The following is a 13,948-nucleotide window of genomic DNA, read 5'->3' as shown; positions in this document are numbered from 1 at the left end:
TTCAGTCCACCAGCAGCGGAATCAGCACCGGGTTGCGGCCCGTCACCTTGCGGACAAACCGCCGCACCGCACCGTACATATCGTCGCGGATGTCTTCCAGGCGCTTCTTCTCTCGCGTTCCCTGCTCGACGGCTTCCAGCGCCACCTTGCGAATCTGGGTCTCAAGTTCGCGGTTGCTGCGCACGAAGCCGCGCGACACCAGTTCGATGTGCGGGGTGGGATGCAGAACCGCCGTGATGATCAGCACACCTTCCTGACTCATGCTCATGCGGTCCATGATGATGTCGTCGCTGATGTCGCCGACGCCCAGGCCGTCGACGTAGACGGCCCCGGCTGGAACGGTGCCCACCACCTTGAAGTCGTCCTGGGTCAGCTTGACGATATCGCCGTTCTTGGCCACCAGAGTGCGCTGCGGCGGACGGGTCGCCGTCTGGGCCAGCCGGGCATGGTTGATCTGGTGACGTGGCTCGCCGTGCCAGGGCAGGAAGTACTTGGGCCGGGCCAGATTCAGGATGTGGAGTTGCTCCTCACGGCTGCCGTGCCCCGAAGCGTGAACCTTCTGGTTGGGCGGGTACAGCACGTCCACGCCGATCTCGTAGAGCCGGTTGATGACTGTGTTGACCGCTTCCTCGTTGCCGGGAATCGGACTGCTCGACAGGATCACGGTGTCGCCGCGCTTGAGGGCGATCTTGGCGTGGTTGCCGAAGGCCAGGCGCGAGAGTACGCTCATCGGCTGGCCCTGCGACCCGGTGCAGATGTAGAGCACCTGCGAGTCCTGCAAATCCCCCACCTCGTCACTGGTGACCAGCGGGTCCTTGAACTCCATGTAGCCGAGCTGCTGCGAGACCTGGGCGTACTTGAGCATGCTGCGGCCTTCCATGATGACCCGGCGGCCCAGCTTCTCGGCGCTGCGAACGATGTTCTGCACCCGGTGCGTCTGCGAGGCGAAGGTCGTGATGAACACCCGGCCCCGGGCCGCCTTGATCAGCGCTTCCAGGTTCTCGGCCACCTCGGCCTCGCTGGTCGACCAGCCGGGGCGCTCGGCGTTGGTGCTGTCGGAAATGAGCAGCAGCACGCCCTCGTCTCCCGCCTTCTCGATGCGGTCGAGCTGGCTGAGCTTGCCGTCGGTGGGGGTGCGGTCGATCTTGAAGTCGCCGGTATGCACGACCTTGCCCACGGGTGTGGTCAGGATGTACCCCATGTTGTCGGGAATCGAGTGGGTGATACGGAAAAAATCGACCACGAAGTGGCGCCCGATACGGACCTGGGCGTCGAGTTCGACCTCGCGCAGATCGGTGTCGGCTTCCTTGATGCCGAACTCGCCGAGCTTCTCGCGCAAGAGCCCCAGGGTCAGCGCGGCGCTGTACATCGGCACGCGCGGCAGCCGGGGCATGATGTAGGGCAGTGAGCCGATGTGGTCCTCGTGGCCGTGCGTCAGAATCCAGCCCTTGATCAGCCCGGCGTGTTCCTGAAGGTAGTCGATCTTGGGAATGATCAGGTCGATGCCGAGCTGGTGGGCCTCGGGAAAGGCGAGACCGCCGTCGACGACCAGAATCTCGTCGCCGTAGCGGTAGGCAAACATGTTCTTGCCGATTTCGCCCATGCCGCCCAGCGGAATGATCTCCAGGGCGTCGGGATTGGGGGTGGGGTTGGTCATCGTGCTCCTTGTGCCCGGTCAGCGGTGCGCCGGGGCGGGCGGGTGAGATCTGGGTTGCGGTCAGGGCCACAGGGGCCGGGTCAGGGGGAGAGGCCTCAAAAGAACTGTTCAACGTGTGCTGTTTCAAAGGGTGCGCCCCGAACTGGAAACCGGGGAAAACAATGAAGAGGCATCCGCAGATGCAGTGGTGTCAGACTAACACGAACATGTAGGCGACGCGGCGACCTGCTCCGCTTTTGCTTCCCCACGTGTCAACTCACCCGGCCTCCCGAACCAATCGGTGAGAATCTGCGGCGACTCGGGTACAATGTTCATGTGACCCGCCAACGCATCCTTGTGATCGAGGACGACCTCGACATCGCCAACGTGCTGCGCCTCGACTTGACTGACGCGGGCTTTGAGATCGACCACGCCGACACGGCCATGACCGGCCTGATCAAAGCGCGCGAAGAGCAGCCCGAACTCATTCTCCTCGACCTGGGGTTGCCGGATTTCGACGGCGGTGACGTGGTACAGCGCCTGCGCAAGAACAGCACCGTGCCGGTCATCGTGCTGACTGCCCGCGATACCGTAGAGGAACGGGTGCGTCTGCTCGGCCTGGGAGCCGACGACTACGTCATCAAACCGTTTCACCCCGACGAACTGCTGGCCCGCATCAAGGTCCAGCTGCGCCAGCGCGGTTCCGAGAGCCTGACGCTGGGCGACCTCGAACTCGACCCGCAAAAGCGGCTGGTGCGCTACAAGGGAGAGGAGTTACGCCTCTCGCCCAAGGAGTTCGACATCCTGGCGCTGTTGATCCGCCAGCCGGGCCGGGTCTACTCGCGCCAGGAAATCGGCCAGGATATCTGGCAGGGAAGGTTGCCCGACGGCAGCAATGTCGTGGACGTACATATGGCCAACCTGCGCGCCAAGCTGCGTGACCTCGACGGCTACGGCTTGCTCCGGACCGTGCGTGGCGTGGGTTACGCGCTGCGCAGCTGAGGGCCTCATCTCGCCGCCACGATACTTCTCCTTTAGAAAACACAGAACAAGCTGACAATCTCCTCACCATCCGGCGTTTATCTTGAGGCAATGTTGATCTGGTCTGTCCTGAATCTGAGTGCCGCCTTGGCGCGTGCTGGCAGCTGAATGGAAACGTCCAGACGCGCCGGGCCGCTGCATGTTCTGCTGATCGAGGACAGCGAGGCCGACATAGATCTGATCCGAACGGCTTTCGGCGAGATGCAGCGTTCGCATTCGCCGGTCGAGTTGCACGTGGCGCGTGACGGTGCCCAGGCCCGCGCGGCGCTGGCCAGCGATCCGCGCATTGCGCTGGTGTTGCTCGACGGCGGCCTGCCGGACGAGGACGGGCTGCATTGGCTCGCGTCCCTCAAAGCCCACGAAGATGTGAGCCTGCGAAGATTGCCCGTGGTGATGCTCAGCGGCAGCGACACCGAGGAGCAGATTCGCGGGGCCTACCACGCCCATGCCAGCGCTTACCTGATCAAGCCCAGCGATCCCGACGGTCTGCGGCAGATGGTGGGCGCGCTGGTGCAGTTCTGGGGCCAGGTCGCCCGGCTGCCCAACCGATTGTAATCAGGTGGCAGGTGGCGCGATGATCAGTGCTCGCGCGCTGAGTCCTTCCGCGCGCTGCTGGCGTCATACTGCGGGTATGGTCCGGCAGCCGCCATATTTAGATTCACCCCTCCAGGCGTGGGAACGGCCGTGAACAGCGGCCTTTATATCCTGATCGCAGGCGCGCTGCTGCTGGCCAGCGTTCTGGGCAGCAAGGCGTCGGGGCGGCTGGGGGTGCCGGGCCTGCTGCTCTTCCTCGGCGTGGGGATGCTGGCGGGCAGCGATGGCCCCGGCGGTATCGCGTTCAGCAACTACCTGTTCGCGCAGTGGGCCGGAACGGTGGCGCTGTGCTTCATCCTGTTTCAGGGCGGCCTGAGCACCGAGTGGTCGCTGGTGCGCCCGGTGCTGAAAAAGAGCTTGTCGCTGGCGACGCTGGGGGTGCTGATCAGCACCGGGGTGATGGGTGCCTTCGCCCACTTCGTCTTCCATCTGCCCTGGCTGAACGCCCTGCTGCTGGGCGCGGTGGTCAGTTCCACTGACGCCAGCGCCGTGTTCACGGTCCTCAAGGAGCGTCGGCTGGGTCTGAGGGGCGAGATTACCCCGCTGCTCGAACTCGAATCCGGCGGCAACGATCCGATGGCCGTCTTTCTGACGCTGGGCCTGATTACCTTGATTCAGGACCCGTCCCAGAGCGTGCTGGGTCTCGCGCCGCAATTCTTCCGGGAGATGCTGCTGGGGGTGCTGCTCGGCTACGGCCTGGGGCGGGCCAGCTTGTGGGCCATCAACAAGCTGAATTTGCAGTTCGAGGGCCTTTACTCGGTCATGCTGATCGCGCTGGCATTGATGACCTACGGCGCGGCGGCCAGCTTGCATGGCAGCGGCTTCCTGGCGGTGTACATCGCCGGGCTGGTGCTGGGCAACGCCGACTTCATCCACAAACGCAGCGTGCTCGATTTCCTCGATGGCCTGGCCTGGCTGATGCAGATCGGGATGTTTCTGATGCTGGGCCTGCTGGTCAATCCTCTTGAGCTGCTGCCCACCGCCGGGCTGGCGCTGGCCTGCGCGCTGGTGCTGGTGTTCGTGGCCCGGCCTGTCAGCGTCTACATCAGTCTGGCCGCCTCGAAGATGCCCAAGCGCGACAAGAGCATGGTGGCCTGGGTGGGCCTGCGCGGCGCAGTGCCGATCGTGCTGGCGACCTTTCCGCTGCTGGCGGGCGTGCCGAATGCCAATCTGCTGTTCAACGCGGTGTTTTTCATTGTGCTGACCAGCGTGCTGCTGCAAGGCACCACCCTGACGCTGGTGGCGCGCTGGCTGAGGGTGCGCGAGGAAGTGCCCGAACGGCCCTTGTATCCCATCGCCTACCGGCCCACCGGCACCGGCAGAAACGACATGGCCGAGGTGGACGTCGGGCCGGGCAGTGAGGCCGATGGAAGGCGCATTATGGACCTCAAGCTGCCGCCCGACGCACTAGTCATTCTGGTGCACCGGGGCGGCGAATTTCTGGTGCCCAAGGGAGCCACCACCTTGCAGGCTGGAGATAGCGTGCTGGTGCTGGCGCTCGGCGACGACTTGAAGGCCGTGCAGACGAAGCTGGGTCACCAGGGCACGGTCCGGGCAGCGCTGGGTCTGCCGGGCCACTGAAGTGAAGACAAAGCGGTCGTTGGGGCAAAGCAAGCCTGCCCGGCGTCACAAGCCCAGCTGAGGGTTTTTGCTAGACTCCCGCTATGACGATGGTGCGAAACACGCGGCAACGGCAGGCTGTGCTTCAGGCCCTGCGAACCACCCGCACGCACCCCGACGCCGCCTGGATTCATCAGGAAGTGCGGCTCGAACTGCCCAGCATCAGCCTCGGCACGGTGTACCGCACTCTGGATGCCTTGGTCCGCGACGGTGTGGCCGTGACCATCGAGCGTGCTGGGCAGGCCACCCGCTACGATTTCCGACGCGATGACCACCACCACCACGCCGTCTGCCGGACCTGCGGGGCAATTTTCGATATTGAGGTGCAGGATCTGCCCAGCTTGCCCAGCGCGACATTGCCCGGCGGCTTTCAAATCTCGGACGTGCGCCTGGAAGTGCATGGTGTCTGTGTCACCTGCCGAAACAAGCTGAACTCCTGAACACCCATGTTCAGGCCACCACAAACGAGATCATCTGCTTCTGTATCCGATGGGTGAGCAGGCGGTCTCGCCAGTGAGGAGGGCGCTCAGGGCGTTTTCAGGGCGTAGCCAATGCCGCGCACCGTGCGGATGATGCCGTAGCCGTCGAGGTCGCGCAGTTTGGCACGCATATTGGCCATATGCACATCCACGACGTTGCTATTGCTGGGCAACTCGCCGTTCCAGACCTCGCGCTCAATTTCTTGACGTGAGTAGACCCGGCCCGGTTGCCGCGCCAGGAAAGTCAGCAGATCGAACTCCTTGGGCGAGAGCCGGACCTCGTGGCCGTTGTAATGGCACAGCCGCTTTTGTGGGTGAATCTCCAGCGCGCCGATCTGAATGACCTCGCCGTGCTGCTGGTGGCGCAACTGTACCTTGACGCGGGCGACGAGTTCTTCCGGGTGAAAGGGCTTGGTCATGTAGTCGTCGGCCCCGGCTTCGAGGAGGTTCACCTTGCGGTCCACCGCGTCCATCGCTGTCAGAATGATGATCGGCACGGCGCTGGTCTTGCGTAGGCGTCGGGCGATCTCCGCACCGTCGAAGTCGGGCAGGCCCAAGTCGAGAATGACCAGATCAGGCGCGTTCTCACGGGCGCTGGTGAGACCGGTGACGCCGTCCGGGGCAGTCAGCACCCGGTAACCGGCTTGTTCAAGTTCGTACTGGACCACGCGGGTGATGTCGGGGTTGTCTTCAATCAGGAGGATGCGTTGTTCCATGGGTGGTCATCTTCGCTGAGGTGGAGAGGACCTCAGCGCCTTTTCGATGCTTACGGGCCATCTTAATGAAGATGCTGATGCCGACGGTGAAGCCCAATCCCCCCAGCGGTTTATGCTCCCTTAACGGCCTCTTGGTCTATTTCACGTAAAGCTGAGGTCGGCGCGGTTCCGACTGCTCATCTGCCGCCTCAGTTCACCTCACCCTGCAAACGGAAACGGCCCAGCCTGACGACTGGACCGTCTATAAACGCTCCGGCGCTACTCGAAATCGACCGCCCACCAAGCTTCGCGTTGTACGGCCAGTCGGGCACGCGGGTCGCCCAGCGCGCTGAGCGCTTTGGCCAGTCCGTTCCAGTCCTGCTCGCTGAGGGGGTCGATGGTCAGCGCCCGCTGATGAAACTGCGCGGCGTCCTTGACCCGCCCGGCTTCTCCGGCGGCGCGGGCGGCAATACTCAGGACCGAAAGCTGGCGCTGCTCCAGGCGAGAGCGCACATCGTCGGCCCACGGCGAGTCCACACCCGGCAGAAACTCACCGTAGAGGCTGGCGAGTTCGCGCAGTTCTTCCAGGCCCAGGCTGCCTGCCTCGGCCTGCTTGGTCAGCAATTCGAAGCGCTGGGCGTCGTAACTGGGGTTGATGTCGTCGGCCAGGGTGTAGCGGCGGTTGGTGCTGACCACCGCCTCGTTGCTCAGCGAGCGCCGCAGCCGGTGCAATGTCGTGTGAAAGAGGCTGCTGGCCCTGGCCTCGTCCTTCTCGGGCCACAGCGCCTCGGCGGCTTGCCAGCTGGTCACTTCCTTGTGCTCCAGCAAATAGAAAAACAGCTCTAGCGCCTTGCGTGACACCCACGACACGCTCTCGCCCTTCCAGATCACTTGGGCGGTGCCCAGCGCTTTGGCCTCGGTGCCGCTGGCTCCCCGCGCGGCCAGCCCGGCCCGTCTCAGGCGGGCGTCGATGGCCGTCAGCAGGTCCTGGGGCGTGAACGGCTTGGGCAGGTAATCGTCGGCCCCCAGGTTCATGCCCCGGCGCACATCACCGCGCTCGGCGTGGCTGGAGAGCAGCATGAACGGCAGTGCCGAGCGTGCTTCGTTGGCACGCACCTGTTCTAGGAATTCCAGGCCGGTCATGTACGGCATCACCACGTCGCTGATGACCAGATCCGGGGTAAACACGTTGAGCATTTCCAGCGCTTCCACCGGATGGCTGCTGGTGCGGACTTCATGGCCCGCCCGCGAGAGAATCACGCTGATCAGTTTGAGGATGGCAGCGTCGTCGTCCACCACCAGAATACGCGGCATATGAGAAGTGTAACAGTTTCCTCGTCGTCCCGGCGCGGATGCGGTCAGGGTCTTGAAAGACGAAAGTGTCACATTCCACGGAGTCTTCCAGACCTGGCCAGCGCCAAGACTTTGCACCCGCCGCGTGGGCCTGCTACAATTTCGAGTTGCGTGTCGCCACTGCGCCTGCCCTCAACCGGGGCAGCAGGGCCAGATGGCCGAAGACGCAAGACAAGGAGGTGAAACATGCAAAATCAATACGATCTCAACTTGATTCTCAACCCCACCCTCAGCGGTGAGCAGCTTCAGACCGAGAAAGACTACATCAGCAACGCCGTGCAAAACGCCGGAGCCGAGGTGACGAACCTCGACGACGCCGGAACCCGCCGGATGGCCTACCCGATCCAGAAGGACCGCGAAGGTTACTACCTGATGTACACCATCAAGGCCAGCGGCGATCCCGAAAAGGACATCGCGGCCAGCCTGCGTCTGCGCGACAACGTGCGCCGGGTGCTGGTGGTCAAGGACCGTCCCGAGTGGAAGACCAAGAAGGCGTAAGCCGGACTGAACGCCCCCACACCGAGTTATTACGCTCTTGACAGAATGAATCGTCTTTGTTAACCTGACTGCACTTCGATGTGAGCACACACGAAGGCCAATGCCCGCCACGAAACTTAAGCCTATTAGCTACGATTGACACGAAGGGAGACACACACATGGCCCGTGGAATGAATCACGTTTATCTGGTTGGCAGTCTCGCCCGCGACCCCGAGTTGCGCTACACCCCCAGCGGGGTGCCGGTGTTCGAAGCCACGATTGCTGGCGAAGATCACCTGATCGGCAACGACGGCAAGGAGCGCAAACTGCCCTGGTACCACCGCGTCAGCATTCTCGGCAAACCCGCCGAGTGGCAGTCCGAGCGCAACCTGAAATCCGGCGATCCTGTGATCGTGGAAGGCACCCTGGACTACAGCCAGTGGGAAGCCCCCGAAGGCGGCAAGCGCAGCCAGGTTCGTGTCAAAGCCCTGCGGATGGAGTCTCTGGGCAGCGAAGCCGAACTGGTGCAAGACGCTGGCGGCGGCGTGCGGATGAGCGGCGGCTGGAACACCGTCATCGTGATCGGCAATCTGGCCCGCGATCCTGAGCTGCGCTACACCCCCACGGGTGACGCGGTGCTGGGACTGGGACTGGCCGTGAACGAGACCTGGAAAGACCGCAACGGCAACCAGCAGGAAAAGACCCACTGGATCGACATCACCTTGTGGCGCGAACTGGCCGAGAGCTGCCAGAACCTGCGCAAGGGCGACCCGGTGCTGGTGCAGGGACGGCTGGTCAACGACAGCTGGCAGGACAAAGACGGCAACAAGCGCAACACCACCAAAGTAGAGGCGACGAAAGTCGAAGCTCTGGCCCGAGGCGTGGGTGCCGGTGCACCTGCAGCCACCTCCGGCGCGCCCCGCACGATGGCCGCGGGCAGCGCACCGACGCGCAGCGCTCCACCTGCGCGGGCGGCACAGTCCCAGACACAGCCGCAGGGGAACCGTTCGGCCAGCTTGGATATTGATCAGGGCCTCGATGATTTTCCGCCGGAAGAAGACCTGCCATTTTGAGCCGCACTCCGGCTTGAAGTGAAAGGTCAGTGGCAGCACCAAGCTGCCGTAATGCTGTTTCAATATAAGGAAACCATGACCCAGACTGACCGTAAACCGCGTGGCAAGGGACCCAAGCGTCCCCGCAAGCCCAAGGTTGATCCGTTCGCCATCGGCGAGCTGGAAATTACCGATTACAAAGACGTCAAGATGCTGCGCCGATTTGTCTCCGACACCGGCAAGATCTTGCCCCGCCGCCGCACCGGCCTCTCGGCCAAGCACCAGCGCCGCATCGCCCAGACCATCAAACTGGCGCGTCAGATGGCCCTCTTGCCCTACACCGAGAAACTGGTCCGGAAGTAAGGATACGCCATGCAGATTATTTTGCTCGAACCCAACCGACTGGGCCAGGTCGGCGACGTGGTCAGCGTTAAAGACGGCTACGCCCGCAACTTCCTGATTCCCCAGAACATGGCACTCCCGGCCACCCAGGGCAACCTCAAAAGCCTGGAAGCCCGCATCAAGTCGCGCAACAAGGTGCTGGCCCAGGAGAAGAAGGACGCCGAGAACCTCGCCGAGCGCATGAAGGACCTCAGCGTGGAGCTGAGCGTCAAGGCGGGCGAAGGCAAGATCTACGGTGCCGTGACCCACGCCGACGTGGCCGCTGCGCTGGCCGAGAAGGGCTTCGAAGTCGACCGCCGCAAGCTCGACATGCCCAAAGCGGTCAAGGACATTGGCGAGTACGAGGTCAGCTACCGCGCCCACCCCGAAGTGAGCGTGCCGTTCAAGCTGATCGTTCACGCCAAGAAGTAAGTTCTGACAACTTAAATCTTTAGAAGCGCCTCGCCCGGTCATGGGCGAGGCGCTTTTTGGTTTGCCGAAGTCTACTCAGTGGCTCTGCGCGATGACCTTCAGCAATCTGTCCTGGTAAGCCCGCAGATCGAGGGTGTTGCCGGGAGCTTGATCGACCATGATGGCGAAGGCCAGCACGTGCCCCGATTTGGCGCGCACGTAGCCCGCCAGGCTGGACGCGCCCGGCAGGGTACCGGTTTTGGCCCGCACGTCCAGCCCGCTGCCAATGAAGCGTTCGGCCAGCGTGCCGCCCTCGGCCCGGGCTGCCGCGCTGGCGATTCCGGTGCTGCCACGCGGCAGGGCCTCGATGAAGAGGTTCTTGCGCTGGGCAAACGCCTGGGCCGGTGTGAGCGGCGTCTTGAGATTGGTGATCGGCAGATCGTACATCCGCTCCAGCACCGTGACCAGCGTGCGTGGGGTCAGGCGGTTGGCTTGTGAGAGTCCGGAAGCGTCACTCAGGGTTAGCGGCGCAGGCTCGACACCGACCTTCATCAGAAACCGGCGCAGCCCCGCCACCATCCCGGCGTGGGTGAGCGGCTCGCTGCTGGCCTGACCTGGCACCTGACCGAGCTGGGCGGCGATCTGGTCGGCCCAGACGTTGTCGCTGGGCTTGAGGGTTCGCCGGATGAGCGCCGTCAGCGGTGGACTCTGGACGCTCGCCAGGCTGACCTCGGGCGTGGCGGCTATGGGCGCAGGTGCGGGGGCATAGCCCGCTGTCACCCGCCCGAACTGCTGGACGCTCTGCTCTCCCACCAGACGGCCCAATCCGCTCGCCGCCGCACCCACCCGGATGCCCACCGCCCGCAGTTGCCCGGCGAACGCGCCCGTGACCCGCGCCGCGTAGTCGTCGGGGGAATCGTTCCAGCCAGGGTATTCCTGAAGGCGCAGCGCCACCAGTGGGGTGCCCAGCGGCAGTGCGGGCCAGGTGGCGCTGTCGATGCTGGGCGAAACCCGGAGTTCGCCGATCTCCTCGATGCCGCTCTTGGTGAGTTGCTGCGCCAGGGCCGCGAGCGAGTACGGTCCGCTGATGCTCAGGCTCGGATCGCCCAGGCCGTGCAGGGTCAGGCGGCTAATCCGTTTGGCGTGGCGGCTGACCTCTTGCGCCGGGGCCAGCACGTCCACCCGGTAGCGGCTCTGCGGCCCGGTCTGGGTGAGCCGGGCAGCCATGCTGACGAGCTTCATGGTGGAGGCAGGCACGAACAGCTCGTCGGGGCGGGCCGCTTCCAGCACCTTGCCGGTGTCGAGGTCACGCACCAGCAGGCCGAGGTGGGCGGGAACAGGCGCGCGCTTGAGCAGCGCCGTCACCGCCGGGCTGAGGACGGCTTGCAGCGTCACCTCCGCCGCGCTGGCGACTGGGCTGAGGGCCGCGCCCATGACCAGCCAGGTCAGCAGCAGGGGAAACCGAAGCAGGAAGCGCACCGCAACAGGCTAACAGAAGTTCATGACGGTGCGAAAAGGCGCGGTGAGAAGGTGAGGCGTGGCCGCCCGGGCAGCCAAAAAAACGCCCGCCGGACGAGGACCTCCGGCGGGTTTCAGCGGTTCAGCGTGAAGGTGAACGCAGCTGTTTCGTTTTGTTTTGGTGCTGAGAATGGGACTTGAACCCACACAGGTTGCCCTACACGCCCCTCAAACGTGCGCGTCTACCAATTCCGCCACCCCAGCAAAGGGCAAGCTCTCAACGAGCAAGCGAAGTAGAGTTTAATGGCCGGGCACCGACTTGTCAACGCTGACCTGATGGAACGCCCCGATTACGTCGGCTGGCTTGCCCCCGAGCAGACCGCTGACAGTGGTGAGCGTCACGCCGCGCTTGCGAGCATAAGCCAGAAAAGCCCCGAAGACAGCCAGGGTTTCCTGGGCGTTGTCGTGCAGCAAGATGATGCCGCCAGGGTGCAACCGGCGGTCGAAGCGGCTTTCCAGCACCCCGTCGCCGGGATTCTGGAAGTCGGCGGGGTCGTCGGTCCAGAAGACGGTGGTGAGGCCCAGCGCGCGCGCCGCGTCGAGGGTCTGGGGAGTGTAGTCGCCGCCGGGAGGCCGGAAGTACTTGACCGGCTGCCCGGTCAGGCCCCGCAGGGTCTGGTTGGTGAGGCTGAGTTCGGTGATGGCGGCGGGCAGCGGAAGCGCCGGGAGCCGCACATGGTGGTAGGTGTGGTTGCCGACCTCGTGGCCCTGCTGCACCATGTCGCGCACGAAGTAGGGGTAAGCGCGGGCGTTGCGGCCAATTACGAAGAAGGTGGCCCGGATCTGGTCGCGGCGCAGCAGATCGAGCAGCAATGGCTCGTACATCGGGTGTGGGGCGTCGTCGAAGGTGAGGGCCGCCACCGGCCTGAGCACATTGCCGCCGTAGAGCAGGCCGTCCTGAATGCCTCCCTTGACCCGGCTGGCGGTACGGGTGTGGGCGTCGGAGAGCGTCTGATTCACGTCGCCGAAGAAATTGATGGTCCGCTCGCGCACTTTGTCGGCGATGCGGTCCGTGTTGCCGGGATTGGGCGGGGTGCTGCCCAGCGCTTCCCAGGCCCGTTCGTAAGGGCCGCCCGCCGCCCAGGCCGCCACATCTTGCAGTCGGGCGCGCGGTGCGCTGAGGGTGAGAATCGGCAGCGGACCGCCGAAGCCGCCGTAACCCGCCTTGTTGTAGACGCTGATATCGACCTCGGCAAGGCTGGGGCGGGCCAGCAGGGTGCGGGCCGCCGCCGTGGCCGCCAGCTTGCGGGCCTGAGCCACCTCGCCGGGTAGCAAGAGCAGCACCGCGCTGGCAACCTCGATGTGGCCGTTGCCGAGGTACTGGATCTGGCGCACCTGCGGCATCGGCGGGGTGAGCGTCAGCTCGGGAACCGGCGGGGCACGGCGGGTGCCGGGGGCGATCGGCTGGGTCTCGCCGGGCAAGCGCAGCGCCCTGGTGTGCGGCGCGGCGGGCAGGGGGGTGGGAGGAATTGGGGTGGGGATTTGCGCCTGCGCTAGGTTCAGACACAGCAGGGCAGGTGAAAATAGCGCCAGAAGACGCGCAGCAGTCGGCATGGTGTCAGGCAACTCCAGAAGTGAGCAAGCAAAATCGTGCGGCTGGTCGTAGGCGTGGCGAACTGGTCCGCGCCGGGCTTCAGTTGGCCTGTGCCCACTTCAGGGCGTCGGCGGGTCCGGCGGGAAGGTGACCCTGGGCCTGGTACAGCTTGGCACCGGCCAGGAGGTGGGTTCTGGCCTGGGCGTTCTGGCCGAGTTTACGCTCCACCAGACCCAGCACGTAGGTGGCTAGGGCGTTCTGGTTGTTGTCCTTGACGGCGCTTTGCAAGAATCTGGCGCTCCGGGCCAGGCCCGCCGCGTCGCTCTTGCCACTGTAGTTGCCGCCCGCACCCATGAAGCCGCCGGGGGCGCGCTCGCCCCGGTAGTAGTTGATCTGTGACTTGAGGTAAGCCAGGTCGAGCGGCTGGGCATTGCTCAGCGCAATGGCGGCCTGGGTATCGGCCCGCGTGAAGCCGGTGATGCGCTGGCCGCTATAGACCGGGTGCGCGAAGCGGTACGCGCCGCCGTCACGGATCAGCAGTCCCCGGTGGGTCATGAAGGGCCTCGGGTCGCTGGCATCGTCGAGCAGCGCCGCCTTGCCGGAGGGCAGCCGCAGCAGGGCGACCACATGGCCGAGGTTGCTTTCCTGGCCCTGGTCGTTTTGCCACACCATCACGCCGCCCGCGTCGAGGCCCGCTTGCTGGAGCAGCGCGGCAATCAGCAGGGTTTGTAGCAGGCACTGGCGCTGCCCGGCCTGGACCGCGTAGGCGAACTCGTAACCGCGCTCCAGGCTGAAATTGGGCAGAATCTTCTTGATGAAGGTGTGGGCCCACTGGGCGGTGTCCTGGGCGAGCTGGTCGCGCGTCTCGCCACTGGCCGCTGCGATGGCCGCCTTGCGCGCCGCCAATCCCGCCAGCAGTGTCTTGCTGCCCGAGAGCGGCAGCTTGGCGGCGGCGTATTTGCCCTCCAGCCAGCTTGAAAAGTCGGGTGAAGTCAGATTGCGCAGGGTGTACGAGTCCTTGGTGAGTGCTTTGAAGGCGGGGCTGACGTAGGCGTAGGCTGCGTCGTTGGGCGAGGGCGTGGGCGCGGCGGCCTGCGACATGCCCAGCAGCGCTGCGAGGGAAAGCCATTTGGATCTGTTCATGGAGAACCTGCTTT

The 13,948-nt window shown here is 64.6% G+C and carries 14 protein-coding genes and 1 tRNA gene; 8 read left to right on the top strand and 7 right to left on the bottom strand.

The annotated features are described in order from the left end of the window. Position 1: 1 nt before the first annotated feature. Complete coding sequence (locus tag GUI70_RS10535) at positions 2 to 1,657, bottom strand: ribonuclease J (protein ID WP_161882268.1); 1,656 nt, start codon at positions 1,655 to 1,657, stop codon at positions 2 to 4. Positions 1,658 to 1,972: 315 nt separating this feature from the next. Here GUI70_RS10535 and GUI70_RS10530 point away from each other — a divergent pair, with 315 nt between their 5' ends. The 4 genes from GUI70_RS10530 to GUI70_RS10515 all read left to right on the top strand — a co-directional run bounded on the left by GUI70_RS10530 (position 1,973) and on the right by GUI70_RS10515 (position 5,331). Further along, the gene (locus tag GUI70_RS10530; protein ID WP_161882267.1) at positions 1,973 to 2,638 is read left to right on the top strand and encodes a response regulator transcription factor; all 666 of its coding nucleotides are present in this window, start codon (positions 1,973 to 1,975) and stop codon (positions 2,636 to 2,638) included. Positions 2,639 to 2,785: 147 nt separating this feature from the next. Continuing rightward, positions 2,786 to 3,232: a response regulator gene (locus GUI70_RS10525; RefSeq protein WP_161882266.1), complete on the top strand. Its 447-nt coding sequence runs from the start codon at positions 2,786 to 2,788 to the stop codon at positions 3,230 to 3,232. Positions 3,233 to 3,361: 129 nt separating this feature from the next. Next, on the top strand, positions 3,362 to 4,852 hold the full coding sequence (locus GUI70_RS10520; RefSeq protein WP_237724836.1) for a potassium/proton antiporter: 1,491 nt from the start codon (positions 3,362 to 3,364) through the stop codon (positions 4,850 to 4,852). 83 nt (positions 4,853 to 4,935) lie between these two features. After that, complete coding sequence (locus tag GUI70_RS10515) at positions 4,936 to 5,331, top strand: Fur family transcriptional regulator (RefSeq protein ID WP_161882264.1); 396 nt, start codon at positions 4,936 to 4,938, stop codon at positions 5,329 to 5,331. A gap of 86 nt (positions 5,332 to 5,417) precedes the next feature. On the opposite strand, the gene GUI70_RS10510 is transcribed toward GUI70_RS10515, so the two are convergent. Together GUI70_RS10510 and GUI70_RS10505 are read right to left on the bottom strand one after the other, a co-directional pair. Further along, complete coding sequence (locus tag GUI70_RS10510; protein WP_124870390.1) at positions 5,418 to 6,086, bottom strand: response regulator transcription factor; 669 nt, start codon at positions 6,084 to 6,086, stop codon at positions 5,418 to 5,420. 258 nt (positions 6,087 to 6,344) lie between these two features. Next, positions 6,345 to 7,379, bottom strand: a complete 1,035-nt coding sequence (locus GUI70_RS10505; protein ID WP_161882263.1) for an AfsR/SARP family transcriptional regulator — start codon at positions 7,377 to 7,379, stop codon at positions 6,345 to 6,347. A 225-nt stretch (positions 7,380 to 7,604) separates the two neighbouring features. On the opposite strand from GUI70_RS10505, the gene rpsF reads away from it, so the two are divergent. The 4 genes from rpsF to rplI all read left to right on the top strand — a co-directional run bounded on the left by rpsF (position 7,605) and on the right by rplI (position 9,760). Then, complete coding sequence (gene rpsF, locus GUI70_RS10500) at positions 7,605 to 7,916, top strand: 30S ribosomal protein S6 (protein ID WP_161882262.1); 312 nt, start codon at positions 7,605 to 7,607, stop codon at positions 7,914 to 7,916. A 158-nt stretch (positions 7,917 to 8,074) separates the two neighbouring features. Further along, positions 8,075 to 8,968 (top strand): single-stranded DNA-binding protein, encoded by an 894-nt coding sequence (locus GUI70_RS10495; RefSeq protein ID WP_161882261.1) that lies wholly within the window; start codon positions 8,075 to 8,077, stop codon positions 8,966 to 8,968. 75 nt (positions 8,969 to 9,043) lie between these two features. After that, positions 9,044 to 9,310 carry a 30S ribosomal protein S18 gene (rpsR, locus tag GUI70_RS10490; protein ID WP_161882260.1) on the top strand — a complete coding sequence of 89 codons (267 nt, stop codon included), beginning with the start codon at positions 9,044 to 9,046 and terminating at the stop codon, positions 9,308 to 9,310. 9 nt (positions 9,311 to 9,319) lie between these two features. Continuing rightward, positions 9,320 to 9,760, top strand: coding sequence for a 50S ribosomal protein L9 (gene rplI / locus GUI70_RS10485; RefSeq protein WP_161882259.1), 441 nt, complete (start codon positions 9,320 to 9,322; stop codon positions 9,758 to 9,760). 75 nt (positions 9,761 to 9,835) lie between these two features. Here rplI and GUI70_RS10480 read toward each other — a convergent pair whose 3' ends face one another. From GUI70_RS10480 to GUI70_RS10465, 4 genes are all read right to left on the bottom strand, one after another. Further along, positions 9,836 to 11,218, bottom strand: coding sequence for a D-alanyl-D-alanine carboxypeptidase/D-alanyl-D-alanine-endopeptidase (locus tag GUI70_RS10480; RefSeq protein ID WP_161882258.1), 1,383 nt, complete (start codon positions 11,216 to 11,218; stop codon positions 9,836 to 9,838). 158 nt (positions 11,219 to 11,376) lie between these two features. Beyond that, positions 11,377 to 11,461: transfer RNA gene (locus GUI70_RS10475), tRNA-Leu, on the bottom strand. 36 nt (positions 11,462 to 11,497) lie between these two features. Continuing rightward, a complete protein-coding gene (locus tag GUI70_RS10470) occupies positions 11,498 to 12,811 on the bottom strand; it encodes a polysaccharide deacetylase family protein (protein WP_161882257.1) in 1,314 nt (437 codons plus the stop codon). Positions 12,812 to 12,890: 79 nt separating this feature from the next. Further along, the gene (locus tag GUI70_RS10465; protein WP_161882256.1) at positions 12,891 to 13,934 is read right to left on the bottom strand and encodes a hypothetical protein; all 1,044 of its coding nucleotides are present in this window, start codon (positions 13,932 to 13,934) and stop codon (positions 12,891 to 12,893) included. Positions 13,935 to 13,948 lie beyond the last annotated feature (14 nt).

The organism is Deinococcus alpinitundrae (assembly GCF_009982895.1).
GTDB classification, from domain to species: Bacteria; Deinococcota; Deinococci; order Deinococcales; family Deinococcaceae; genus Deinococcus; species Deinococcus alpinitundrae.
The sequence above is the reverse complement of the archived record's forward strand: the minus strand, read 5'-3'. Positions and strand labels throughout refer to the sequence as shown.